The sequence below is a fragment of the Streptomyces sp. NPDC088785 genome (assembly GCF_044750685.1).
GTDB lineage: Bacteria > Actinomycetota > Actinomycetes > Streptomycetales > Streptomycetaceae > Streptomyces.
Window position 1 is genome coordinate 713,928 of record NZ_JBIVKH010000001.1, and the last position, 21,102, is coordinate 735,029.

The 21,102-nt window shown below is 67.4% G+C and carries 34 protein-coding genes; all 34 read right to left on the reverse strand.

Going from position 1 to position 21,102, the window contains the following annotated elements; all coding sequences use genetic code 11:
• Positions 1-16 precede the first annotated feature (16 nt).
• Positions 17-1,060 carry a glycoside hydrolase family 26 protein gene (locus ACIP5K_RS03155; protein ID WP_401404380.1) on the reverse strand — a complete coding sequence of 348 codons (1,044 nt, stop codon included), beginning with the start codon at positions 1,058-1,060 and terminating at the stop codon, positions 17-19.
• Positions 1,057-2,472, reverse strand: coding sequence for a glycosyltransferase family 2 protein (locus tag ACIP5K_RS03160; RefSeq protein WP_401405260.1), 1,416 nt, complete (start codon positions 2,470-2,472; stop codon positions 1,057-1,059). The genes ACIP5K_RS03155 and ACIP5K_RS03160 overlap by 4 nt, the downstream gene beginning before the upstream one ends.
• Before the next feature lie 287 nt (positions 2,473-2,759).
• Positions 2,760-3,614 (reverse strand): tRNA pseudouridine(38-40) synthase TruA, encoded by an 855-nt coding sequence (truA, locus tag ACIP5K_RS03165; protein ID WP_401404381.1) that lies wholly within the window; start codon positions 3,612-3,614, stop codon positions 2,760-2,762.
• Positions 3,615-3,694: 80 nt separating this feature from the next.
• Positions 3,695-4,201, reverse strand: coding sequence for a 50S ribosomal protein L17 (gene rplQ / locus ACIP5K_RS03170; RefSeq protein ID WP_111663859.1), 507 nt, complete (start codon positions 4,199-4,201; stop codon positions 3,695-3,697).
• A 164-nt stretch (positions 4,202-4,365) separates the two neighbouring features.
• A complete protein-coding gene (locus ACIP5K_RS03175; protein ID WP_003966937.1) occupies positions 4,366-5,388 on the reverse strand; it encodes a DNA-directed RNA polymerase subunit alpha in 1,023 nt (340 codons plus the stop codon).
• A 150-nt stretch (positions 5,389-5,538) separates the two neighbouring features.
• A complete protein-coding gene (rpsK, locus tag ACIP5K_RS03180; RefSeq protein WP_003948617.1) occupies positions 5,539-5,943 on the reverse strand; it encodes a 30S ribosomal protein S11 in 405 nt (134 codons plus the stop codon).
• 64 nt (positions 5,944-6,007) lie between these two features.
• A complete protein-coding gene (gene rpsM / locus ACIP5K_RS03185) occupies positions 6,008-6,388 on the reverse strand; it encodes a 30S ribosomal protein S13 (protein ID WP_401404384.1) in 381 nt (126 codons plus the stop codon).
• Positions 6,389-6,585: 197 nt separating this feature from the next.
• The gene (gene rpmJ / locus ACIP5K_RS03190) at positions 6,586-6,699 is read right to left on the reverse strand and encodes a 50S ribosomal protein L36 (protein ID WP_003974245.1); all 114 of its coding nucleotides are present in this window, start codon (positions 6,697-6,699) and stop codon (positions 6,586-6,588) included.
• A gap of 59 nt (positions 6,700-6,758) precedes the next feature.
• The gene (gene infA, locus ACIP5K_RS03195; RefSeq protein WP_003948620.1) at positions 6,759-6,980 is read right to left on the reverse strand and encodes a translation initiation factor IF-1; all 222 of its coding nucleotides are present in this window, start codon (positions 6,978-6,980) and stop codon (positions 6,759-6,761) included.
• Positions 6,981-7,149: 169 nt separating this feature from the next.
• Positions 7,150-7,986 carry a type I methionyl aminopeptidase gene (map, locus tag ACIP5K_RS03200; protein WP_401404386.1) on the reverse strand — a complete coding sequence of 279 codons (837 nt, stop codon included), beginning with the start codon at positions 7,984-7,986 and terminating at the stop codon, positions 7,150-7,152.
• Between the two features lie 113 nt (positions 7,987-8,099).
• Positions 8,100-8,747 (reverse strand): adenylate kinase, encoded by a 648-nt coding sequence (locus ACIP5K_RS03205; RefSeq protein WP_401404388.1) that lies wholly within the window; start codon positions 8,745-8,747, stop codon positions 8,100-8,102.
• Positions 8,747-10,060, reverse strand: coding sequence for a preprotein translocase subunit SecY (gene secY, locus ACIP5K_RS03210; protein WP_401404390.1), 1,314 nt, complete (start codon positions 10,058-10,060; stop codon positions 8,747-8,749). Before secY ends, ACIP5K_RS03205 begins: the two co-directional genes overlap by 1 nt.
• Positions 10,061-10,294: 234 nt before the next feature.
• Entirely contained in the window at positions 10,295-10,750 is a 456-nt protein-coding gene (gene rplO / locus ACIP5K_RS03215) for a 50S ribosomal protein L15 (RefSeq protein ID WP_111663854.1), read from the reverse strand.
• Positions 10,751-10,752: 2 nt separating this feature from the next.
• Positions 10,753-10,932 (reverse strand): 50S ribosomal protein L30, encoded by a 180-nt coding sequence (gene rpmD, locus ACIP5K_RS03220; RefSeq protein WP_052580766.1) that lies wholly within the window; start codon positions 10,930-10,932, stop codon positions 10,753-10,755.
• On the reverse strand, positions 10,932-11,537 hold the full coding sequence (rpsE, locus tag ACIP5K_RS03225; protein ID WP_016645168.1) for a 30S ribosomal protein S5: 606 nt from the start codon (positions 11,535-11,537) through the stop codon (positions 10,932-10,934). Before rpsE ends, rpmD begins: the two co-directional genes overlap by 1 nt.
• Before the next feature lie 41 nt (positions 11,538-11,578).
• Entirely contained in the window at positions 11,579-11,962 is a 384-nt protein-coding gene (rplR, locus tag ACIP5K_RS03230; protein ID WP_018528362.1) for a 50S ribosomal protein L18, read from the reverse strand.
• 3 nt (positions 11,963-11,965) lie between these two features.
• Positions 11,966-12,505, reverse strand: coding sequence for a 50S ribosomal protein L6 (rplF, locus tag ACIP5K_RS03235; RefSeq protein ID WP_351458220.1), 540 nt, complete (start codon positions 12,503-12,505; stop codon positions 11,966-11,968).
• 25 nt (positions 12,506-12,530) lie between these two features.
• A complete protein-coding gene (gene rpsH, locus ACIP5K_RS03240; RefSeq protein WP_018528360.1) occupies positions 12,531-12,929 on the reverse strand; it encodes a 30S ribosomal protein S8 in 399 nt (132 codons plus the stop codon).
• A 237-nt stretch (positions 12,930-13,166) separates the two neighbouring features.
• Positions 13,167-13,352 (reverse strand): type Z 30S ribosomal protein S14, encoded by a 186-nt coding sequence (locus tag ACIP5K_RS03245; protein ID WP_003956452.1) that lies wholly within the window; start codon positions 13,350-13,352, stop codon positions 13,167-13,169.
• Positions 13,353-13,357: 5 nt separating this feature from the next.
• The gene (rplE, locus tag ACIP5K_RS03250) at positions 13,358-13,918 is read right to left on the reverse strand and encodes a 50S ribosomal protein L5 (RefSeq protein WP_401404394.1); all 561 of its coding nucleotides are present in this window, start codon (positions 13,916-13,918) and stop codon (positions 13,358-13,360) included.
• Positions 13,918-14,241 carry a 50S ribosomal protein L24 gene (gene rplX / locus ACIP5K_RS03255; RefSeq protein WP_016645174.1) on the reverse strand — a complete coding sequence of 108 codons (324 nt, stop codon included), beginning with the start codon at positions 14,239-14,241 and terminating at the stop codon, positions 13,918-13,920. The genes rplE and rplX overlap by 1 nt, the downstream gene beginning before the upstream one ends.
• Before the next feature lie 2 nt (positions 14,242-14,243).
• The gene (gene rplN, locus ACIP5K_RS03260) at positions 14,244-14,612 is read right to left on the reverse strand and encodes a 50S ribosomal protein L14 (RefSeq protein WP_003974257.1); all 369 of its coding nucleotides are present in this window, start codon (positions 14,610-14,612) and stop codon (positions 14,244-14,246) included.
• Positions 14,613-14,709: 97 nt separating this feature from the next.
• A complete protein-coding gene (gene rpsQ, locus ACIP5K_RS03265; protein WP_401404397.1) occupies positions 14,710-14,994 on the reverse strand; it encodes a 30S ribosomal protein S17 in 285 nt (94 codons plus the stop codon).
• A complete protein-coding gene (gene rpmC, locus ACIP5K_RS03270; RefSeq protein ID WP_018528357.1) occupies positions 14,994-15,218 on the reverse strand; it encodes a 50S ribosomal protein L29 in 225 nt (74 codons plus the stop codon). The genes rpsQ and rpmC overlap by 1 nt, the downstream gene beginning before the upstream one ends.
• Positions 15,218-15,637, reverse strand: coding sequence for a 50S ribosomal protein L16 (rplP, locus tag ACIP5K_RS03275; protein ID WP_018528356.1), 420 nt, complete (start codon positions 15,635-15,637; stop codon positions 15,218-15,220). The genes rpmC and rplP overlap by 1 nt, the downstream gene beginning before the upstream one ends.
• A 5-nt stretch (positions 15,638-15,642) precedes the next feature.
• Positions 15,643-16,485, reverse strand: coding sequence for a 30S ribosomal protein S3 (rpsC, locus tag ACIP5K_RS03280; RefSeq protein WP_018528355.1), 843 nt, complete (start codon positions 16,483-16,485; stop codon positions 15,643-15,645).
• Positions 16,485-16,832, reverse strand: a complete 348-nt coding sequence (gene rplV / locus ACIP5K_RS03285) for a 50S ribosomal protein L22 (RefSeq protein WP_401405262.1) — start codon at positions 16,830-16,832, stop codon at positions 16,485-16,487. Before rplV ends, rpsC begins: the two co-directional genes overlap by 1 nt.
• Before the next feature lie 42 nt (positions 16,833-16,874).
• A complete protein-coding gene (gene rpsS, locus ACIP5K_RS03290) occupies positions 16,875-17,156 on the reverse strand; it encodes a 30S ribosomal protein S19 (protein ID WP_111663848.1) in 282 nt (93 codons plus the stop codon).
• Between the two features lie 12 nt (positions 17,157-17,168).
• Entirely contained in the window at positions 17,169-18,005 is an 837-nt protein-coding gene (gene rplB, locus ACIP5K_RS03295; RefSeq protein WP_401404399.1) for a 50S ribosomal protein L2, read from the reverse strand.
• A 38-nt stretch (positions 18,006-18,043) separates the two neighbouring features.
• On the reverse strand, positions 18,044-18,463 hold the full coding sequence (gene rplW / locus ACIP5K_RS03300) for a 50S ribosomal protein L23 (protein WP_266713072.1): 420 nt from the start codon (positions 18,461-18,463) through the stop codon (positions 18,044-18,046).
• Entirely contained in the window at positions 18,463-19,116 is a 654-nt protein-coding gene (rplD, locus tag ACIP5K_RS03305) for a 50S ribosomal protein L4 (RefSeq protein WP_401404402.1), read from the reverse strand. Before rplD ends, rplW begins: the two co-directional genes overlap by 1 nt.
• Positions 19,117-19,124: 8 nt before the next feature.
• Positions 19,125-19,769 carry a 50S ribosomal protein L3 gene (gene rplC / locus ACIP5K_RS03310; RefSeq protein ID WP_401404403.1) on the reverse strand — a complete coding sequence of 215 codons (645 nt, stop codon included), beginning with the start codon at positions 19,767-19,769 and terminating at the stop codon, positions 19,125-19,127.
• An 18-nt stretch (positions 19,770-19,787) separates the two neighbouring features.
• Positions 19,788-20,096, reverse strand: coding sequence for a 30S ribosomal protein S10 (gene rpsJ / locus ACIP5K_RS03315; RefSeq protein ID WP_003948644.1), 309 nt, complete (start codon positions 20,094-20,096; stop codon positions 19,788-19,790).
• A gap of 418 nt (positions 20,097-20,514) precedes the next feature.
• Entirely contained in the window at positions 20,515-20,967 is a 453-nt protein-coding gene (locus ACIP5K_RS03320; RefSeq protein ID WP_401404405.1) for a MarR family winged helix-turn-helix transcriptional regulator, read from the reverse strand.
• Positions 20,968-21,102 lie beyond the last annotated feature (135 nt).

The window sequence follows — 21,102 nt, forward strand, 5'->3', positions numbered from 1 at the left end:
GAGCGGCCGCCGGGGTTCACCGCGGGTTCCGGACGTCGAAGCCGAAGCGGTCGTCTGCGGCGAGCCGGCGGAACTGCCGGAGGCCGGACGGGCTCGCCGCCAGCCGCCAGTCGGCCCGCTTGTCGTAGTCGAACCAGACGAACCCGATCAGGTCGTCGTCGCCCTCGACGCCCGCGAACAGGTGGCGCACGGCGGCGGCGCGCCGGGGCCCCGGGTCCGCGGCGGTCTCCAGGAGCAGCAGCGGCTTGGCGCTGAACCGCCGGATCTCGCGGATCGTCCGGCCGAAGACGGCGTCGAACGAGGTCGCCCGGGGGCCGGAGAAGTAGCCGACCAGGCCCACCCAGTCCACGTAGTCGTCGCCCGGGTAGTAGGGCGCGAGACGCACGTCGGGCATGGGTTCGACGACGTTCGGCGCCCAGGCCCAGATCACGTTCGAGGCGCCCGCCTCGGCGAACGTGTCGTGGATGTGCCGCCAGGCGGCGACGTACTGCCGGGGGGTGGCGTGCCGGGTGCCCCACTTCTCCCAGGGGCCGTTCATCTCGTCGGCGAAGTCGATGACGACGGGCAGGTTCAGCTTCTTCACGGCGGCCGCGTACGACTTCAGGTAGGTGTCCCGCTCGCCGGCGGCGATGTCGGCGAGCGGCGCGTCGAACGGCTCCCAGGACATCAGGGTCAGCGCCCCCGCGCGCCAGGCGTTGCGCACCCCGGTGGCGTCGAAGCCGTCGCCCCAGGCCGCGTAGTACTCGACGAGGTTGGGCCGCTTGCCCGTCAGCCGGGCGTACGCCTCGACGGGCTTCATGGAGGTCGGGGCGCCGTCGACGGCCGCGCCGAAGTACTTCCTGGCGGGCTTGAGCAGCGGGGTCACGTCGTAGGGCGGGCGCGTCCCGGACGGCGCCGCCGGGCCGCCGTCGCCGCCGCGCGGGCCCGGGCCGCCGCTGCGCGCCCCGGAGTCGCCGCCCGGCAGCGAGCAGCCGCCGAGCGCGAGGACCGCGGCGAGCAGCAGGCCCGTGCCGCGCAGGCCCGTCCGGGTCGTCGTCCGCGTCGGTATGAGGGGCGTCACGGGGCACTCTCCGCTCGGGGCTGCACGAGAACCCGGCCCACGACGAGCGCGTAGAACAGACCGGAGGACAGGATCAGGGCGAAGTCGGGGGCGTTCATGGTGAGGGTCCGCCAGACCGCAAGGCCCACCCACAGCGCCGCCGTGCCGCCGCTCCACGCCCACATGCCGATCCAGAACCTGCGCGTCCCCTCGCCGCGCGCGCCGGAGGAACCGGTGGGCCGCCAGCCGAGCCGGCGCCCGCGCAGGATGTCCCAGAGGGCGAAGACGTGCGCCCAGCCGTACATCAGGCGGGCGGCCCAGGCCTCCAGCCGGTACGGCGTGCGGTGCCACATCGGGAAGACGAGCGTGGCGTACAGGACGCTGGGGAGCACCAGCTGGAGGTTCTCGACCAGCAGCTTGCCGGGCAGGACGAGCAGCAGCACGAGCGGCACGACGGGGGCGGCGAAGGTGAACAGGGCCGTGTGGATGTAGTAGAAGAACCCGGACAGGTAGCAGAGCCGGGTCGACAGCCTGATCCTGCGCCGCCAGAACTTGGCGCTGCCCAGCAGGCTCATGGAGCCCGCGCACCACCGGTACTGCTGGTGGAGGAAGGCGCCGACGGTGTCCGGGCACACCCCGGTGGACAGGGCGACCGGCACATAGCGCAGGTCCCAGCCGAGGCCGCGGAGGTCGAACCCGGTGTGCACGTCCTCGGAGTGCTCGATGAGGGTGCTCCCGCCGTTGGCCTCCAGCGCGGTCCGCCGGTACACGGCGCAGCTGCCGACGCAGATGGCGCCGTCGCTGCCCTGCCGGGACACCTGCACGGACCGGTAGAACAGCTCCTGCACGGCGCCGGCGCCGCGCTCTATCCAGTTCTGCGAGTCGAGCACCCGGAAGTACTGCGGCGACTGCACGATGCCGACCCGCTCGTCGGACTCCAGGTAGGGCAGCAGCTCCTGGAGCAGGTCGGCGCGCGGGGTGAAGTCGGCGTCCAGGATCAGGATGTAGGTGCCGTCGGACCGGCCGAACCCGAAGTGCAGGTTCCCGGCCTTCTTGAACCAGCCGCGGTTCTCCCGGGCGCCGTACCGGAACCCGAAGTCCCGCGCCATCGCGGCGAGTTCCGGGGAGGCGCCGTCGTCCAGGACGAACGGCACGCACACGCCCGGATAGCGGTCGGCCATCGCCCGCACGTGCCGCCAGGTGTTGTGGAGCACCTGGATCGGCTCCCCGCACACCGGCAGGAACACGTCGACGGACGGATGGTCCCGGGGCCGCCAGCCGCGCACCAGACGGCGGTGCCGCCTGAGGTCGAAGTCCCGGGAGAAGCCGTTCACCCGCAGCGACACGAGGTAGTAGACGACGCTGAAGGCGAGCAGCGGCGCGTACGCCCACAACAGCGGTGCGGACCGCGCCAGTTGGACCTGACTGGCCACCAGGCAGCCGAAGCTGACGAGCGAGCCGGTCGTCAGGACCCACAGCCGCCGTCGGGCGTAGGAGTACTTCTCCCGGTCCGAGGGCGGCGGCGGCAGCAGTCCGAACCGCTCCGTGTCATGTCGAGGTGCGGCGCGGCGCCCGCGGGACCGCACCGAGCCGGATGAAGCCATCGACGGAAACCCCCCAGGTCCCGCGCAACCACACGGTCACCCGGCCACCCCTTTCGTTTCCCCGTGGCCGGATCGCGGAAGCATATCCAAGTTGCCTGGGATGTACACGAGTTACTTCAGCAACAGCCCGCCCCCGGCAGGGTCCGCCGGTTGCGCGCCTCGCGGTTGCGGGCGGCCAGCAGCTCGTCGGCCGGGTAGCCGACCTCCTCCAGGGTGAGCCCGTGCGGCCGCACCACGTGCACGGCCGAGTCCCGCACCCCGGCGGCGAGCACCTTGCCGGGCCAGTCCGGCGCCCGGTGCCCGTCGCCGACGAACAGCAGGGCGCCGATCAGCGAGCGCACCATGTTGTGGCAGAAGGCGTCGGCCCGCACGGTCGCGGTGATCACCCCGTCGTCGCCGCGCACCAGGCTCAGCTCCTGGAGCGTGCGGATGGTCGTGGCGCCCTCGCGCCGCTTGCAGTACGCGGCGAAGTCGTGCTCGCCGAGCAGGTCCCGCGCGGCCGTGTTCATCGCCGCGACGTCCAGCGGCCAGTCGTGCCACAGCACGTGCCCGCGCAGCAGCGGGTCGACGCCGCCGGGGTGGTCGGTGACCCGGTACGCGTACCGCCGCCACACGGCGGAGAACCGTGCGTTGAAACCGCTCGGCGCGGGCGCCACGGACCACACCCGGACGTCCTTGGACAGCCGCCCGGCGAGCCGCTTCAGCAGCTTCTCCCGGTGCTCGGCCCACACGTCCAGCGGCAGGTCGACGTGGGCCACCTGCCCGCGCGCGTGCACCCCGGAGTCGGTGCGCCCGGCCACGGTCAGCTCGTACGTCCGCTCCGAGCGGGTCACGGTGCGCAGCGCGCTCTCGATCTCCCCCTGCACGGTCCGCCGCCCGCCGGCCTGCTTGGCCCACCCGGAGAAGTCGGCGCCGTCGTAGGACAGGTCGAGCCGTACCCGCACGAACCCGTCCGCTGCTTCATCACTCACCAGAACATTCCCTCGCTAGAGACGGGAAGAGCGGGCCCGCCCCGGAGGGCGGACCCGCTCAGCACTCGAGGCGCGGGGCCTCAGGCGTCCTTGGACTCCTCGGCGGCGGCCTCGTCGGCCGGCTTGGCGTCCTCGACGACCTCGGCCGGAGCCTCGGTCTTCGGCTCGGCGTCCTTGGCGGCACGCTTGGTGGCGGCCTCGGCCTCACCGGTGGCCTGCTGCGCGACCGTCAGGGCCTCGACCAGCTCGATGACGGCCATGGGCGCGTTGTCGCCACGGCGGTTACCGATCTTGGTGATACGGGTGTAACCACCCGGACGGTTCTCGTAGCGCGGGGCGATCTCGGTGAAGAGCGTGTGGACGACGCTCTTGTCCGTGATGACCGTGAGCACCTGACGGCGGTTGTGAAGGTCGCCCTTCTTCGCCTTGGTGACCAGACGCTCCGCGTACGGACGCAGACGACGGGCCTTGGCCTCGGTCGTCGTGATCTTGCCGTGCTCGAAGAGCGACTTCGCGAGGTTCGCGAGAAGCAGCTTCTCGTGCGCGGCGCTGCCGCCCAGACGGGCACCCTTGGCGGGCTTCGGCATGGTGTTTCTCCTTGGTGTCTGCCCCGGCCGTATCAGGTACCGGGGTCAGTGTCCGAGCGGGCAGGATTGCCCGTCGGAGACCCGCGCCCCCAGGGGGCGCGGGGAACCGCACGACCCGTCGCGACGGACGCGCGGTCGTCGAGCCGGGCTCCCGGAGGAGCGGCTCAGTACTGCTCGGTCTCGACGAATCCGGCGTCGGCGTCGTCGTCGGCGCCGAAGGCGTCGGCGGCGGCGGTCGGGTCGAACCCGGGAGGCGAGTCCTTCAGGGCGAGACCCATGCCGGCCAGCTTGGCCTTGACCTCGTCGATCGACTTCGCACCGAAGTTGCGGATGTCGAGCAGGTCGGCCTCGGAGCGGGCGACGAGCTCACCCACGGAGTGGATGCCCTCGCGCTTGAGGCAGTTGTACGACCGGACGGTGAGCTCCAGCTCCTCGATCGGCAGGGCCAGATCGGCGGCCAGGGCGGCATCCGTCGGGGACGGACCCATGTCGATGCCCTCGGCGTCGATGTTCAGCTCGCGGGCGAGACCGAACAGCTCGACCAGGGTCTTGCCGGCCGACGCCATGGCGTCACGGGGACGCATGGCCTGCTTGGTCTCGACGTCGACGATCAGCTTGTCGAAGTCGGTGCGCTGCTCGACACGCGTGGCCTCGACCTTGTACGTGACCTTGAGGACCGGCGAGTAGATCGAGTCGACCGGGATGCGCCCGATCTCCTGACCCACCTGCTTGTTCTGCACGGCGGAGACGTAGCCGCGACCGCGCTCGACGGTCAGCTCCATCTCCAGCTTGCCCTTGCCGTTGAGCGTGGCGAGGACGAGGTCGGGGTTGTGCACCTCGACACCGGCCGGGGGCGCGATGTCGGCGGCGGTGACCAGACCCGGGCCCTGCTTGCGCAGGTACATCACGACCGGCTCGTCGTGCTCCGAGGAGACGACCAGCTGCTTGATGTTGAGGATCAGGTCGGTGACGTCTTCCTTGACGCCCGGCACGGTGGTGAACTCGTGCAGGACACCGTCGATCCGGATGGACGTGACGGCCGCACCCGGGATCGAGGACAGAAGAGTCCGGCGGAGGGAGTTGCCGAGGGTGTAGCCGAAGCCCGGCTCCAGCGGCTCGATGACGAACCGGGAGCGGAACTCGTCGACGACCTCTTCGGTCAACGAGGGACGCTGAGCAATCAGCATGTTGCGATCCTTCAGTCAGGGGCACCCACTATTTGATGCCCTGCCACCGGGCGCGAGCCCGATATGTACTGCGAGTACAAGGGTACGGGCGGCACGACCCCGAGGAGCCGTACCGCCCGAAAACCTCAGACCAAGCAGTCGTACGTCAGATCAGACGCGGCGACGCTTGGGCGGACGGCAGCCGTTGTGCGGGGTGGGCGTGACGTCCTGGATGGAGCCGACCTCGAGACCGGTCGCCTGAAGCGAACGGATGGCGGTCTCACGACCCGAGCCCGGGCCCTTGACGAACACGTCGACCTTGCGCATGCCGTGCTCCTGCGCGCGACGGGCGGCCGACTCGGCGGCCATCTGCGCGGCGAACGGCGTCGACTTGCGCGAGCCCTTGAAGCCCACGTGGCCGGCGGAGGCCCACGAGATCACGTTGCCGGTCGGGTCCGTGATGGACACGATCGTGTTGTTGAACGTGCTCTTGATGTGCGCGTGGCCGTGAGCGACGTTCTTCTTTTCCTTGCGGCGCACCTTCTTGGCAGCGCCCTGACGTCCCTTGGGGGGCATGTCGTTCTCCTACGGGAGGTGGTCGGTCCTACAGCGAAGACCGCTGAAAAGCGTCCGCTGAGGACTACTTCTTGCCCGGCTTCTTCTTGCCGGCGATGGCGCGACGCGGGCCCTTGCGGGTACGAGCGTTCGTGCTGGTGCGCTGGCCGCGGACCGGCAGACCACGACGGTGGCGCAGACCCTGGTAGCAGCCGATCTCGACCTTGCGGCGGATGTCGGCCTGGATCTCGCGACGGAGGTCACCCTCGGTCTGGAAGTTCTGGTCCACGTACTCGCGGATCTTGACGAGGTCTTCCTCGCTCAGGTCGCGAACACGGGTGTTGCGGTCGATACCGACCGTGTCCAGCGTCAGCTGGGCGCGGGTGCGCCCGATGCCGAACACGTAGGTGAGGGCGACCTCGATGCGCTTTTCGCGCGGGAGGTCAACGCCTTCAACGCGTGCCATTCATGGCTCCTGTTGATATTCGGAGGTCTGCAGCAGAACCGGTCCCAGGCGCCGTATGAGGTACTACCTGGGTCCTCAGCCTCCGACTGAGGGTGTCGCCACGGTGAGTGATCCACCGCCGGCGGGTTCTGCACATGTACTCGATGTGTTGCGTGCGTCGCGCGAATCTCTGCGAACGAACTGCAGTCAGTCGTGCGTCAGCCCTGGCGCTGCTTGTGGCGCGGGTTGTCGCAGATCACCATGACCCGGCCGTGACGGCGGATCACCCTGCACTTGTCGCAGATCTTCTTGACGCTCGGCTTGACCTTCATGGGTGAGGTTCTCCGGGTCAGTTGCCGGCGGCCCGCAGGAAGCGGGACTCGGGCAAGATCTACTTGTACCGGTAGACGATCCGGCCACGCGTCAGGTCGTACGGAGACAGCTCCACCACGACCCGGTCGTCAGGGAGGATACGGATGTAGTGCATGCGCATCTTGCCGCTGATGTGTGCCAGGACCTGGTGGCCGTTCTGGAGCTCGACCTTGAACATGGCGTTCGGAAGAGACTCGACGACAGTGCCCTCGATCTCGATGGCACCTTGCTTCTTGGCCACGCTTCGCCCTTCGAATCGACTACCTTGATCGACTCCCGCTTCGCATGCAGACATGCCAATACACGAGAGCCGACGCGTCAGTCTACGTCAGTACCCCCGGAAAGACGAATCCAGGGATTCTCCCCTACCAGAGAGATCACTAAGCCCGCCACCCGGGCGACTTTCGCGCTCAGGCCAGCGGATCCGGCGCGGCCGTGATCCCCATCTCGGCGAGCTTCGCCCGGCCGCCGTCCGGCGCCGTCAGGACCAGCGGGCCCTCCTCCGTCACCGCCACCGAGTGCTCCCAGTGCGAGGACCAGGTGCCGTCCGTGGAGACGACCGTCCAGTCGTCCTCCAGGACCGCGGTGCGCGGCGTGCCCAGGGCGACCATCGGCTCGATGGCGAGGCAGAGGCCGGGGACCAGCTTGGGGCCCTTGCCGCGGCGCCGCTCGACGTAGTTCAGCAGGTGCGGGTCCATGTGCATCTCGGTGCCGATGCCGTGGCCGCCGTAGTCCTCGACGATGCCGTACTTGCCGCCGCCGGGCTTCGGCTGGCGGCGGATGTACGTCTCGATGGCCCGGGAGACGTCCACCAGCCGGTTGCCGCTCTTCATGGCGGCGATCCCGGCCCACATCGACTCCTCGGTCACCCGGGACAGCTCGATCAGCTCCGGGGCGTGACCGGACCCGACGAACGCCGTGTACGCCGCGTCGCCGTGCCAGCCGTCCACGATCGCGCCGCAGTCGATGGAGATGATGTCGCCGTCCTCCAGGACCACCTTCTCGCTGGGGATGCCGTGCACCACCACCTCGTTCTTCGAGGTGCAGATGGTGGCGGGGAACCCGCCGTAGCCCAGGAAGTTCGACTTCGCGCCGTGCTCGTCGAGCACCTTGCGCGCCACCTCGTCCAGGTCCCGGGTGGTGGCGCCGGGCACGGCCGCCTCACGGGTCGCGGCGTGGATCGCCGCGACGACAAGCCCCGCCTCCCGCATCTTGCGAATCTGGTCGGGGGTCTTGATCTGCACCATGGGGGCCTGCGCTCTCCGTCATCCGGTACGGGGTGTACGTACACCAACACTAAGGCCGCGGCCCCCCGGACGGGGAACCGCGGCCTCAGCCACGTACGGAAGTGCGGGGGCGACTAGCGCCCCAGGGCCTCCATGGCCCGCGCCGTGACCTCCTCGACCTTGCCGAGGGCGGAGATCGTCACGACGAGCCCCTGCTCCCGGTAGTAGTCGATGATCGGCTCGGTCTGCGTGTGGTAGACCTCGAGCCGCTTGCGCACGGTCTCTTCCTTGTCGTCGTCGCGCTGGTACAGCTCGCCGCCACAGGTGTCACAGACACCCTCGGCCTCGGGCTGCTTGTACGCGACGTGGAAGACGTGCGCGGAGTCGTTGCGGCAGATGCGGCGGCCGGCGATGCGCTTGACCACCTCGTCCTCGGGGACCTCCAGGTCCAGGACCGCGTCCAGCTTCACGTCGTCCGCCTTGAGGGCGACGTCCAGCGCCTCGGCCTGCGAGACGTTGCGGGGGAAGCCGTCGAGCAGGAAGCCGTTCACGGCGTCCGGCTGCTCCATGCGGTCCTTGGCCATCCCGATGGTGACCTCGTCCGGTACCAGCTGGCCCGCGTCCATGTAGGACTTCGCCTGCTTGCCGAGATCCGTGCCCTTGCTGATGTTGGCACGGAAGAGGTCGCCCGTGGAGATGTGCGGGATCGACAGGTTCTGAGCGAGAAACGCGGCCTGCGTTCCCTTGCCAGCACCCGGCGGCCCGACGAGGACGATTCGCATCAGCGGAGGAACCCTTCGTAATTGCGCTGCTGGAGCTGGCTCTCGATCTGCTTCACCGTCTCAAGACCGACACCCACGATGATGAGGATGCTGGTGCCGCCGAAGGGGAAGTTCTGGCTTGCCCCGAAACCAACCAACGCCATCGTCGGTACGAGAGCGATCAGACCCAAGTACAGCGAACCCGGCCAGGTGATCCGGTTGAGCACGTACGAAAGGTACTCAGCGGTCGGTCGGCCAGCCCGGATGCCCGGGATGAAGCCACCATACTTCTTCATGTTGTCCGCGACTTCCTCGGGGTTGAACGAGATCGCCACGTAGAAGAACGCGAAGAAAACGATCAGGAGGAAGTACGTGACGATGTAAATCGGGTGATTTCCCTTGGTCAGGTGGTCGTCGATCCACAGCTTCCAGCTGGAGTTGCCGCCCGCGAACTGGGCGACGAGTGCCGGGATGTAGAGGAGCGACGAGGCGAAGATGACAGGGATCACACCCGCCTGGTTCACCTTGAGCGGGATGTACGTCGACGTACCGCCGTAGGACCGGCGGCCGATCATGCGCTTCGCGTACTGGACCGGGATCCGGCGCTGGGCCTGCTCGACGAAGACCACCAGGCCGACCATGACGAGGCCGACGAGGATGACGGTGCCGAACTCGATCCAGCCGTCGGCCAGCGAGCCCTGCTGCTTGATGGCCCACAGCGAGGCCGGGAAGCTGGCCGCGATCGAGATGAACATCAGGATCGACATGCCGTTGCCGATGCCGCGGTCGGTGATCAGCTCACCGAGCCACATCATCACGCAGGTGCCGGCGGTCATGACGATGACCATGGTGACGGTGATGAAGATCGACTGGTCGGGAACGATCTGGCTCGCCACGGAGCAGCCCTGGAAGAGCGCCCCGGTGCGGGCGGTGGCCACCAGGCCGGTGCCCTGGAGGATGGCGAGAGCCACGGTCAGGTAGCGCGTGTACTGCGTGATCTTCGCCGTGCCGGCCTGACCCTCCTTCTTGAGGGCCTCCAGCCGCGGGATCACCACGGTGAGCAGTTGCAGAATGATGCTCGCGGTGATGTACGGCATGATGCCGAGCGCGAAGACCGTGATCTGCAACAGCGCGCCACCACTGAACATGTTCACCAGGCCGAACAGGCCGGTGGTGGAACTGGACTGGTCCATGCACGTCTGGACGCTCGTGTAGTCGATCCCGGGGATCGGCACATGCGCGCCGAGCCGGTAGATCACGACGATGCCCAACGTGAAGAGCAGCTTCTTGCGCAGGTCGGGCGTCTTGAACGCCCGGGCGAACGCGGTGAGCACGGTGCCTCCTGCGACCCCCGCGCGCGTGCGTCAGAGGTGACGGTCTTGAGGATTCGACGAATACGTAACGGTCAAGGTCCGTGATTGGTGCCGGGGGCACACAGATCCCAGAAATTAACAGCGGAGGCCACCTTACCGGCGTACCTGCCCCCCTAGGAACGACCAACCGGGGATACCCCTTTTGTGGAGTATCCCCGGTCGGGATCGTTCACGTCATCGAGACGTCCGATGGACTCAGACGAGCTCGGTGACCGTACCGCCGGCGGCGGTGATCTTCTCCTTGGCGGAACCGGAGACGGCGTCCACCGTCACCTGGAGCGCCACGGTGATCTCGCCCTGGCCCAGGACCTTGACGAGGCTGTTCTTGCGGACAGCACCCTTCTCCACCAGACCCTCGACGGTGACTTCGCCACCCTCGGGGTACAGCGAGGCGAGCTTGTCCAGGTTCACGACCTGGAACTCGACCTTGAAGGGGTTCTTGAAGCCCTTCAGCTTCGGGAGACGCATGTGGAGGGGCATCTGGCCACCCTCGAAGCGCTCCGGAACCTGGTAACGGGCCTTCGTGCCCTTGGTACCACGACCGGCCGTCTTACCCTTCGACGCCTCACCACGACCGACACGGGTCTTCGCGGTCTTGGCACCGGGGGCCGGACGGAGGTTGTGGATCTTCAGCGGGTTGTTCTCCGCCATGATCAGACCTCCTCAACCGTCACGAGGTGGCGGACGGTGTGCACCATGCCGCGGAACTCGGGGCGGTCCTCCTTGACGACCTGCGTGTTGATGCCCTTGAGACCAAGGGAACGCAGGGTGTCACGGTGGTTCTGCTTGCTGCCGATGTACGACTTCACCTGCGTGATCTTGAGCTGCGCCATTACGCACCAGCCCCGGCACGCGCACGGAGAAGAGCCGCGGGGGCGACGTCCTCGAGGGGCAGACCACGGCGGGCCGCGATCTCCTCGGGACGCTGCAGGCCCTTGAGGGCCGCCACGGTCGCGTGCACGATGTTGATCGCGTTGTCGGAGCCCAGGGACTTCGACAGGATGTCGTGAACGCCGGCGCACTCGAGCACGGCGCGCACCGGGCCACCGGCGATAACACCGGTACCGGGGGACGCGGGCTTGAGCAGCACGACGCCGGCAGCCTTCTCACCCTGGATCGGGTGCGGGATGGTGCCCTGGATACGGGGGACCTTGAAGAAGTGCTTCTTGGCCTCCTCAACACCCTTGGCGATGGCGGCCGGCACCTCCTTGGCCTTGCCGTAACCGACACCGACGGTGCCGTCACCATCGCCCACCACGACCAGCGCGGTGAAGCTGAAGCGACGACCACCCTTCACAACCTTGGCGACGCGGTTGATCGCGACAACGCGCTCAACGTACGCGGTCTTCTCGGCGGCAGCAGCGCCACCGTCGCGACCCTTCCGGTCCCGCCGCTCGCCGCCACCGGCACCGCCACCGCGGCGCTGGGGTCCAGCCATTGGAATTACCTCTCTCTGTTTCCGCTAGCTACGGAACCGGATCAGAACTTCAGTCCGGCTTCGCGGGCGGCGTCCGCCAGGGCGGCGATGCGCCCGGCGTACTGGTTACCACCACGGTCGAACACGACAGCCTCGACACCGGCGGCCTTGGCACGCTCGGCGACCAGGGCGCCGACCGACTTGGCCTGGGCGGACTTGTCGCCCTCGCCACCGCGGATCGAGGTGTCCAGGGTCGACGCCGACGCGAGGGTGTGACCCTTAACGTCGTCGATGACCTGGGCCACGATGTTGCGGTTCGAGCGCGTCACGACCAGGCGCGGACGCTCGGCCGTACCCGAGATGTGCTTGCGGATACGGATGTGGCGGCGCTTGATTGCCGCACGCTTGTAAGCGTCGCCCTTAGCGATCTTCTGACCGTATGCCATGGCTTACTTACCCGCCTTTCCGACCTTGCGGCGGATGACTTCGCCTTCGTACTTGACGCCCTTGGCCTTGTACGGGTCGGGCTTGCGCAGCTTGCGGATGTTGGCCGCAACCTCGCCGACCTTCTGCTTGTCGATGCCCTCGACCGAGAACTTGGTCGGCGACTCGACCTTGAACGAGATGCCCTCGGGCGCCTCGACCGTGATCGAGTGGCTGTAGCCGAGCGAGAACTCCAGGTTGGAGCCCTTCGCCAGGACGCGGTAACCGACACCGCTGATCTCGAGCTTCTTCACGTAACCCGTGGTCACGCCGGTGATCATGTTCGCCACCAGCGTGCGGGACAGGCCGTGCAGGGCCTTGTTCTGACGCTCGTCGTTGGGGCGGGTGACGTTCAGGACGCCGTCCTCGCCCTTGGCGATCTCGATCGGCGCCACGACGGTGTGGGTCAGGGTGCCCTTGGAGCCCTTGACCGTGACCGTCTGGCCGTCGATGGTGACGTCCACGCCGGCGGGAACCGTGATGGGGAGCTTGCCAATACGCGACATAGCTGTTTCCTCCTGTTCCCTTCCGCTACCAGACGTAGGCGAGGACTTCCCCACCCACGCCCTTCTTGCCTGCCTGCTGGCCGGTCAGGAGACCGTGCGACGTGGAGATGATCGCCACGCCCAGGCCACCGAGGACCTTCGGCAGGTTGGTGGACTTCGCGTAAACGCGCAGACCCGGCTTGGAGATGCGCTTGATGCCGGCGATCGAACGCTCACGGTTCGGGCCGAACTTCAGCTCCAGGACGAGGTTCTTGCCGACTTCGGCGTCCTCGACCTTCCAGCCGGTGATGAAACCCTCCTGCTGGAGGATCTCGGCGATGTGCGACTTGATCTTGCTGTGCGGCATAGCCACGGTGTCGTGGTACGCCGAGTTCGCGTTCCGCAGACGCGTAAGCATGTCTGCGATCGGATCAGTCATGGTCATGAATTGGCCTTCGGCCTCTCTCGCCGGGGTTTCCTGTATGCGCCATCCCTCTCCCCACACAGGGGCGGGACGGGTGCGGCGCGGGGACCTACGGCGTAGTAAGCATCCATTTGCGGGCCTGGCCCGCGGGCGGTCGGGCGGCAGAGCGCCCAACCCTCCTAGCCTAAGCCATGAGAGCGGGAGTCTCTGCCGACCCTTTACTTACCGAGAGATCCAGGCAGTCCCGAAGAGCGGGGACTACCAGGAGCTCTTGGTCACGCCCGGCAGCTCGCCACGGTGAGCCATCTCACGAAGGCACACGCGGCACAGGCCGAACTTGCGGTAGACGGAGTGCGGACGACCGCAGCGCTGGCAGCGGGTGTACGCGCGCACGCCGAACTTGGGCTTGCGGGCAGCCTTCGCGATGAGAGCCTTCTTCGCCATCTCGCTTACGCCTCCTTGAACGGGAAGCCGAGGTGACGAAGGAGCGCGCGGCCCTCAGCGTCGTTGGTCGCCGTGGTGACCACGGTGATGTCCATACCCCGGACGCGGTCGATCTTGTCCTGGTCGATCTCGTGGAACATGACCTGCTCGGTGAGACCGAAGGTGTAGTTGCCACGGCCGTCGAACTGCTTGGGGGACAGACCACGGAAGTCGCGGATGCGCGGGAGCGCGAGCGACAGGGTGCGGTCCAGGAACTCCCACATGCGGTCGCCACGGAGCGTGACGTGGGCACCGATCGGCTGGCCCTCACGCAGCTTGAACTGCGCGATGGACTTGCGGGCCTTGGTGATGGCCGGCTTCTGACCCGTGATGGTGGTCAGGTCGCGGACGGCACCGTCCATGAGCTTCGAGTCGCGCGCGGCGTCGCCGACACCCATGTTGACCACGATCTTGACCAGACCGGGGATCTGCATGACGTTCTCGTACGAGAACTCGTCCTGCAGCTTGCCCTTGATCTCGTCGCGGTACTTCTGCTTCAGACGCGGGGAAGTGGTGGTGGTCGTCATCAGATGTCCTCACCCGTCCGCTTGGCAACGCGGATCTTGTTGCCTTCGTCGTCGAAGCGGTAACCGACGCGCGTCACAACCTTGTTGCCGTCCTTCTCCACGACCAGCTGGACGTTGGAGACGTGGACGGGGGCCTCGGTCGTGACGATGCCGCCGGCCTGCGAGCCGGAGGCCGTGGGGCCGGCCTTGGTGTGCTTCTTGACCCGGTTGACACCCTCGACCAGGACGCGCTCGTCGCGCGGGTAAGCGGCAATGACCTTGCCCTGCTTGCCCTTGTCCTTACCGGTGATGACCTGGACCAGGTCGCCCTTCTTGATCTTCATGCTTACAGCACCTCCGGCGCGAGCGAGATGATCTTCATGAACTTCTTCTCGCGCAGCTCACGGCCGACCGGGCCGAAGATACGGGTGCCGCGGGGGTCGCCGTCGTTCTTCAGAATGACGGCGGCGTTCTCGTCGAAGCGGATGTACGAGCCATCCGGACGGCGACGCTCCTTGACGGTGCGAACGATGACCGCCTTGACGACGTCACCCTTCTTCACGTTGCCACCGGGGATCGCGTCCTTGACGGTGGCGACGATGACGTCACCGATGCCCGCGTAGCGGCGACCCGAGCCACCGAGAACACGGATGGTGAGGATTTCCTTCGCACCCGTGTTGTCGGCGACACGAAGTCGCGACTCCTGCTGGATCACGTCTATCTCCTGTTTGTCTGCCGGTTCCCCCGGGGCAGTTCAGCGAACTGCCCCAGGAGCCTGGCGGAACGAACCCTGAGGGATACCCCTCAGAGAATTACTTGGCCTTCTCGAGGATCTCGACGATGCGCCAGCGCTTGGTCGACGACAGCGGACGCGTCTCCATCAGGAGGACGCGGTCGCCGACGCCGGCAGCGTTCTGCTCGTCGTGCGCCTTGAGCTTGTTCGTACGGCGGATGACCTTGCCGTACAGCGCGTGCTTGACGCGGTCCTCGACAGCGACGACGACGGTCTTGTCCATCTTGTCGCTGACAACAAGGCCCTCACGGGTCTTGCGGAAGCCGCGGGCGGCAGTCTCTTCAGTCACAGTCTTCTCGCTCATCAGGCGCTCTCCACCGTCTCGATGCCCAGCTCGCGCTCGCGCATGAGGGTGTAGATCCGCGCGATGTCCTTACGGACGGCCTTGAGCCGGCCGTGGTTCTCGAGCTGACCGGTCGCCGCCTGGAAGCGGAGGTTGAACAGCTCTTCCTTGGCCTCGCGGAGCTTGTTGAGGAGCTCCTCGTTGCCCAGCTCGCGCAGCTCTGACGCCTTGGTACCGGTCGACATCACGCTTCACCTGCCTCGCGCTTGACGATCTTGCACTTCATCGGCAGCTTGTGAGCCGCACGAGTCAGCGCCTCGCGCGCGGTCTTCTCGTTGGGGTACGACAGCTCGAACATCACGCGTCCGGGCTTGACGTTGGCGACCCACCACTCCGGGGAACCCTTACCGGAACCCATGCGGGTCTCGGCAGGCTTCTTGGTGAGGGGGCGGTCCGGGTAGATGTTGATCCAGACCTTGCCGCCACGCTTGATGTGACGCGTCATGGCGATACGAGCGGCCTCGATCTGACGGTTCGTCACGTACGCCGGGGTGAGGGCCTGAATGCCGTACTCACCGAACGCAACCTGCGTGCCACCCTTGGACATACCGCTGCGCTTCGGGTGGTGCTGCTTGCGGTGCTTGACCCTACGGGGGATCAGCATTTCGGTCAGGCCTCCGTTCCGGTGCTCTCAGCAGCCGGAGCGGCAGCGGCGGGAGCGTCGGCCTTGGGGGCCTCGGCAGCCGGCGCGGACTGCTGCTGCGGCTTGCGACCGCGACCGCCACGCTCGCCGCCACGGCCACCACCACGGGCCGGGCGGTCGTTGCCGCCACGGGCCGGACGGTTGCCGGCGCGGGCCGCGGCGTTCTCGGCGCGAACCTCGGCGATGTTCTTGACGTCGCCCTTGTAGATCCAGACCTTCACGCCGATGCGGCCGAAGGTCGTCTTGGCCTCGAAGAAGCCGTAGTCCACGTTGGCGCGGAGCGTGTGCAGGGGCACACGGCCCTCGCGGTAGAACTCCGAACGGGACATCTCGGCACCGCCGAGACGACCGCCACACTGGATCTTGATGCCCTTGGCGCCCGCCTTCATCGCCGACTGCATGCTCTTACGCATGGCGCGACGGAAGGAGACGCGGGAGGACAGCTGCTCCGCGACGGCCTGGGCCACGAGCTGAGCGTCCGTCTCGGGGTTCTTGACCTCGAGGATGTTCAGCTGGACCTGCTTGCCCGTGAGCTTCTCGAGGTCACCGCGGATGCGGTCGGCCTCGGCGCCACGGCGGCCGATGACGATGCCGGGACGAGCGGTGTGGATGTCCACACGCACGCGGTCACGGGTGCGCTCGATCTCCACCTTCGAGATGCCGGCGCGCTCCATGCCGGACGTCATCATCCGACGGATGGCGACGTCTTCCTTGACGTAGTCCTTGTACAGCTTGTCGGCGTACCAACGCGACTTGAAGTCGGTCGTGACACCGAGCCGGAACCCGTGCGGGTTTACCTTCTGGCCCATTACCGGGTTCCTTCCTTGCTGCTGACGACCACGGTGATGTGGGAGGTCCGCTTGCGGATCCGGTAGGCACGGCCCTGGGCACGCGGACGGAACCGCTTCAGGGTCGGGCCCTCATCGACGAACGCCTCGCTGATGAACAGCGACGTGGCGTCCGGGTGGTCGTAGTTGTGCGCGGCGTTGGCAATGGCGCTGTCCAGCACCTTGCCGACCGGCACGCTCGCGGCCTGCGGGGCGAAACGCAGGACCGCCTGAGCCTCCGTGGCATCCATGCCACGGATGAGGTCCACCACGCGGCGGGCCTTCATGGGCGTGACGCGGATGTACCGCGCCTGGGCCCTGGCTTCCATGGTTGTCCCTTCGGTGTTAGTCATAGTCGATTCCACCCCGCCTTAGCGGCGCTTCGACTTCCGGTCGTCCTTGACGTGACCCCGGAAGGTGCGCGTCGGCGAGAACTCGCCGAGCTTGTGGCCGACCATCGACTCGGTGACGAACACCGGGATGTGGGTCTTGCCGTTGTGCACCGCGATCGTGTGGCCCAGCATGCTGGGGATGATCATCGAGCGACGGGACCAGGTCTTGATGACGTTCTTGGTACCGGCTTCGTTCTGTACGTCCACCTTCTTTACGAGGTGACCGTCGACGAAGGGTCCCTTCTTGAGACTGCGCGGCATCTAAACCCGCTCCTAGCGCTTCTTGTTCGACTTGCGGCGGCGGACGATGTACTTGTTGCTCGCCTTGTTGCGATCACGAGTACGACCCTCCTTCTTGCCCCACGGCGAGACCGGGTGACGACCACCGGAGGTCTTGCCTTCACCACCACCGTGCGGGTGGTCGACCGGGTTCATGACGACACCACGCACGGTCGGGCGGACGCCCTTCCAGCGCATGCGGCCGGCCTTGCCCCAGTTGATGTTGCTCTGCTCGGCGTTGCCGACCTCGCCGACGGTGGCGCGGCAGCGCACGTCGACCAGGCGGATCTCACCGGACGGCATACGGAGGTGCGCCATGACGCCCTCCTTGGCCAGCAGCTGCACGGAGGCACCCGCGGAGCGGGCGAACTTGGCGCCACCACCGGGACGGAGCTCGATCGCGTGGATCGTGGTACCGACCGGGATGTTGCGGAGGGCCAGGTTGTTACCGGGCTTGATGTCGGCCGCCGGGCCGTTCTCCACCACGGCACCCTGCGCGAGACCGCGCGGGGCCAGGATGTAGCGCTTCTCGCCGTCCGCGTAGTGCAGGAGGGCGATGCGGGCGGTGCGGTTGGGGTCGTACTCGATGTGAGCGACCTTGGCCGGCACGCCGTCCTTGTCGTGACGACGGAAGTCGATCACGCGGTAGGCGCGCTTGTGTCCGCCACCCTGGTGGCGAACGGTCACGCGACCGGAGTTGTTACGACCGCCCTTGCTGTGCAGGGGGCGGACCAGCGACTTCTCCGGCGTGGACCGCGTGACCTCGACGAAGTCGGCGACGGAGGAGCCACGGCGGCCCGGCGTCGTCGGCTTGTACTTGCGGATTCCCATTTCTCAGTCCTCGTCCGATATTCGGACCGGGCGCTCCGTTAGGAGGCCTGGCCGAAGATGTCGATACGGTCGCCCTCAGCAAGGGTCACGATCGCGCGCTTGGTGTCGGCACGCTTGCCGAACCCGGTGCGCGTGCGCTTGCGCTTGCCCTGACGGTTGATCGTGTTGACGCCGGTGACCTTGACCGAGAAGACCGCCTCGACGGCCTGCTTGATCTGGGTCTTGTTGGCGCCGGGGGCCACGACGAACGTGTACTTGCCCTCGTCGAGGAGCGCGTACGACTTCTCGGAGACGACCGGCTTGACGAGAACGTCGCGCGGGTCCGAGAAGGACTTGCTCAGCGGCGTGGGCTCGACAGCGATCTTGCCCTCGGTGGCGATGCGCTTCGCCTTGGCGACGCGCGCGGCCTTCGCGGCCTTGGCGGCCTTCGAGGCGATGCTCGGGTGACGCGTAGCCATCAGGCCTCGCTCCCTTCGGTGTCAGCGGCCTTGGGGCCAGACACGAAGGACTCGAAAGCGGCCTTGGTGAAGACCACGTCGTCCGAGACGAGAACGTCGTACGTGTTCAGCTGGCCCGGCTCCAGGATGTGGACCTGGGGCAGGTTGCGGGCGGAGAGCCACGCGGCCTCGTCGGCGCGGTCGACGACCAGGAGCAGGTTCTTGCGCTCCGAGATCTTGCCGAACAGCGTCTTCGCGGCCTTGGTGGAGACCTCGCCCTCGACCACGCCGGAGACGACGTGGATGCGAGCGTTGCGGGCCCGGTCGGTGAGGGCGTGACGCAGCGCGGCAGCCTTCATCTTCTTCGGGGTCCGCTGCGAGTAGTCACGCGGCACGGGACCGTGCACGACGCCACCACCGGCGAACTGCGGCGCGCGGGTCGAGCCCTGACGGGCGCGGCCGGTGCCCTTCTGGCGGTAAGGCTTCTTGCCACCACCACGGACTTCGCCACGGGTCTTGGTCTTGTGCGTGCCCTGGCGGGCAGCGGCCAGCTGCGCGACGACGACCTGGTGAAGCAGCGGAACGCTGATCTTCTCGACGGCGAAGATCTCCGCGGGGAGTTCGACCGTCCCGGTCTTGTCGCCTGCCGGCGAAAGGATGTCAACAGTGCTCATCGGTTACCTCAGGCCCCCTTGGCCGCAGTGCGGACCAGGACGAGGCCGCCGTTCGGACCGGGAACCGCGCCCTTGATGAGCAGCAGACCCTTCTCCGCGTCAACGGCGTGGACGGTCAGGTTCTGGGTGGTGACCCGCTCGTTGCCCATACGGCCCGCCATGCGGAGGCCCTTGAACACACGGCCGGGGGTGGCGCAGCCACCGATCGAGCCCGGCTTGCGGTGCACGCGGTGGGCACCGTGCGATGCCTTGCCACCGGCGAAGTTGTGGCGCTTCATGACACCGGCGAAGCCCTTGCCCTTGCTCTTGCCGGTGACGTCGACCTTCACGCCGGACTCGAAGGTCTCAGCGGTGATCTCCTGGCCGAGGGTGTACTCGGAAGCGTCCGAGGTACGGATCTCGACGAGGTGACGACGGGGGGTGACGTCGGCCTTGGCGAAGTGGCCCTTGAGGGGCTTGTTCACCTTGCGCGGGTCGATCTCGCCGAAGGCGATCTGGACCGACTCGTAGCCGTCGATGTCGTTCGTACGGACCTGGGTCACGACGTTCGGGCCGGCCTTGACGACGGTGACCGGAACAACACGGTTGTTCTCGTCCCACACCTGCGTCATGCCGAGCTTCTCGCCCAGGATGCCCTTGATCTGCTTAGCCATCTCTCAGATCACCGGCCCTCAGAGCTTGATCTCGATGTCGACACCGGCCGGGAGGTCGAGTCGCATCAGGGAGTCAACGGTCTTGGGCGTCGGGTCGAGGATGTCGATCAGGCGCTTGTGCGTGCGCATCTCGAAGTGCTCGCGCGAGTCCTTGTACTTGTGCGGCGACTTGATGACGCAGTACACGTTCTTCTCGGTAGGCAGCGGCACCGGGCCTGCGACCGACGCACCAGTGCGCGTCACCGTCTCGACGATCTTCTTGGCCGAAGAGTCGATGACCTCGTGGTCGTAGGCCTTGAGCCGGATGCGGATCTTCTGTCCCGCCATGGCTACTTAGTAGTCCTGTCTCTCATAACGCTCTGGCTCCTGGGGGCCCTGTTTCACACTTCCTCCGACCCACGCGGTCGGGCGTGTCGCGGTGTCGCTGACAGGGATGTCCGTACGGATCTCCCTGCTACAGGAACCGCGGCCCAGGACCGCGAGGCTGGGGGAAGAAACCCACCAGGTGCCTGGTGGAGCTCCGCGCTGAGCATTCCCGGAAGATTCCCGTACGTCCGCTCCAGCGCTGCCGCAAGCGACAGATGGGGCGACGAGTACTGTGGGACTCGCTTCCGGTCCCCCCGGCGGGAGGCGCGCAGCATCGGCACTCAACCGAGCAACCCCGCTAGTCTGCCATACGGGGCACGCCCGGGGCCAATCGAGCCGTAGAGACTACCCCGAGAGTGACGAAGGTCAAACCCGTCGGCTAGCTCCCCGCGTGCGCCAGGTACAGCGTGCGCAGCGACTCGGTCAGCGCCCGCGCCGACTCCTCGTCGAGCGGCGCCAGATAGGCCCGCTCCGCCTCGACGCGCGCCCGGTCCGCCTCGCGCTGGCAGCTGACGCCCTCGGGGGTGAGCACCACGACGTTGCGCCGGCGGTCGTGGACGCTGCGGTGCCGCTCGACCAGACCCTTGTCCTCCAGCTCGTCCACGGCCGCGACCATCGTCGTGCGGTCGAGGCCGACCAGCCGCGCCAGCTCGTGCTGCGAGCGCTCCTCGGTGTCGGCGGCGAGCACCGAGAGGATGCCCAGTTCGCGCGGGTGGACGCCGTAGGGGCCCAGCGCCTCGGTGAGCCGGCCGGCGAGCTGGAGGTGCGCGTGCTTGACGAGGTACCCCAGGCGCCGGGTCAGGAGTGTCGTGTGCGCCAGGTCGTCCGTCATGGTTCGTAGCGTATCCTTACCCTGATAGTCAGCACTACTGACGATCAGGCCCGCTCGCCGGACGACCACAGTCCTCGGTATGCAGCACAGCGCCCCGCCGTCTCAGGCGCCCCTCTCCCCCCGTGATCCAAAGGA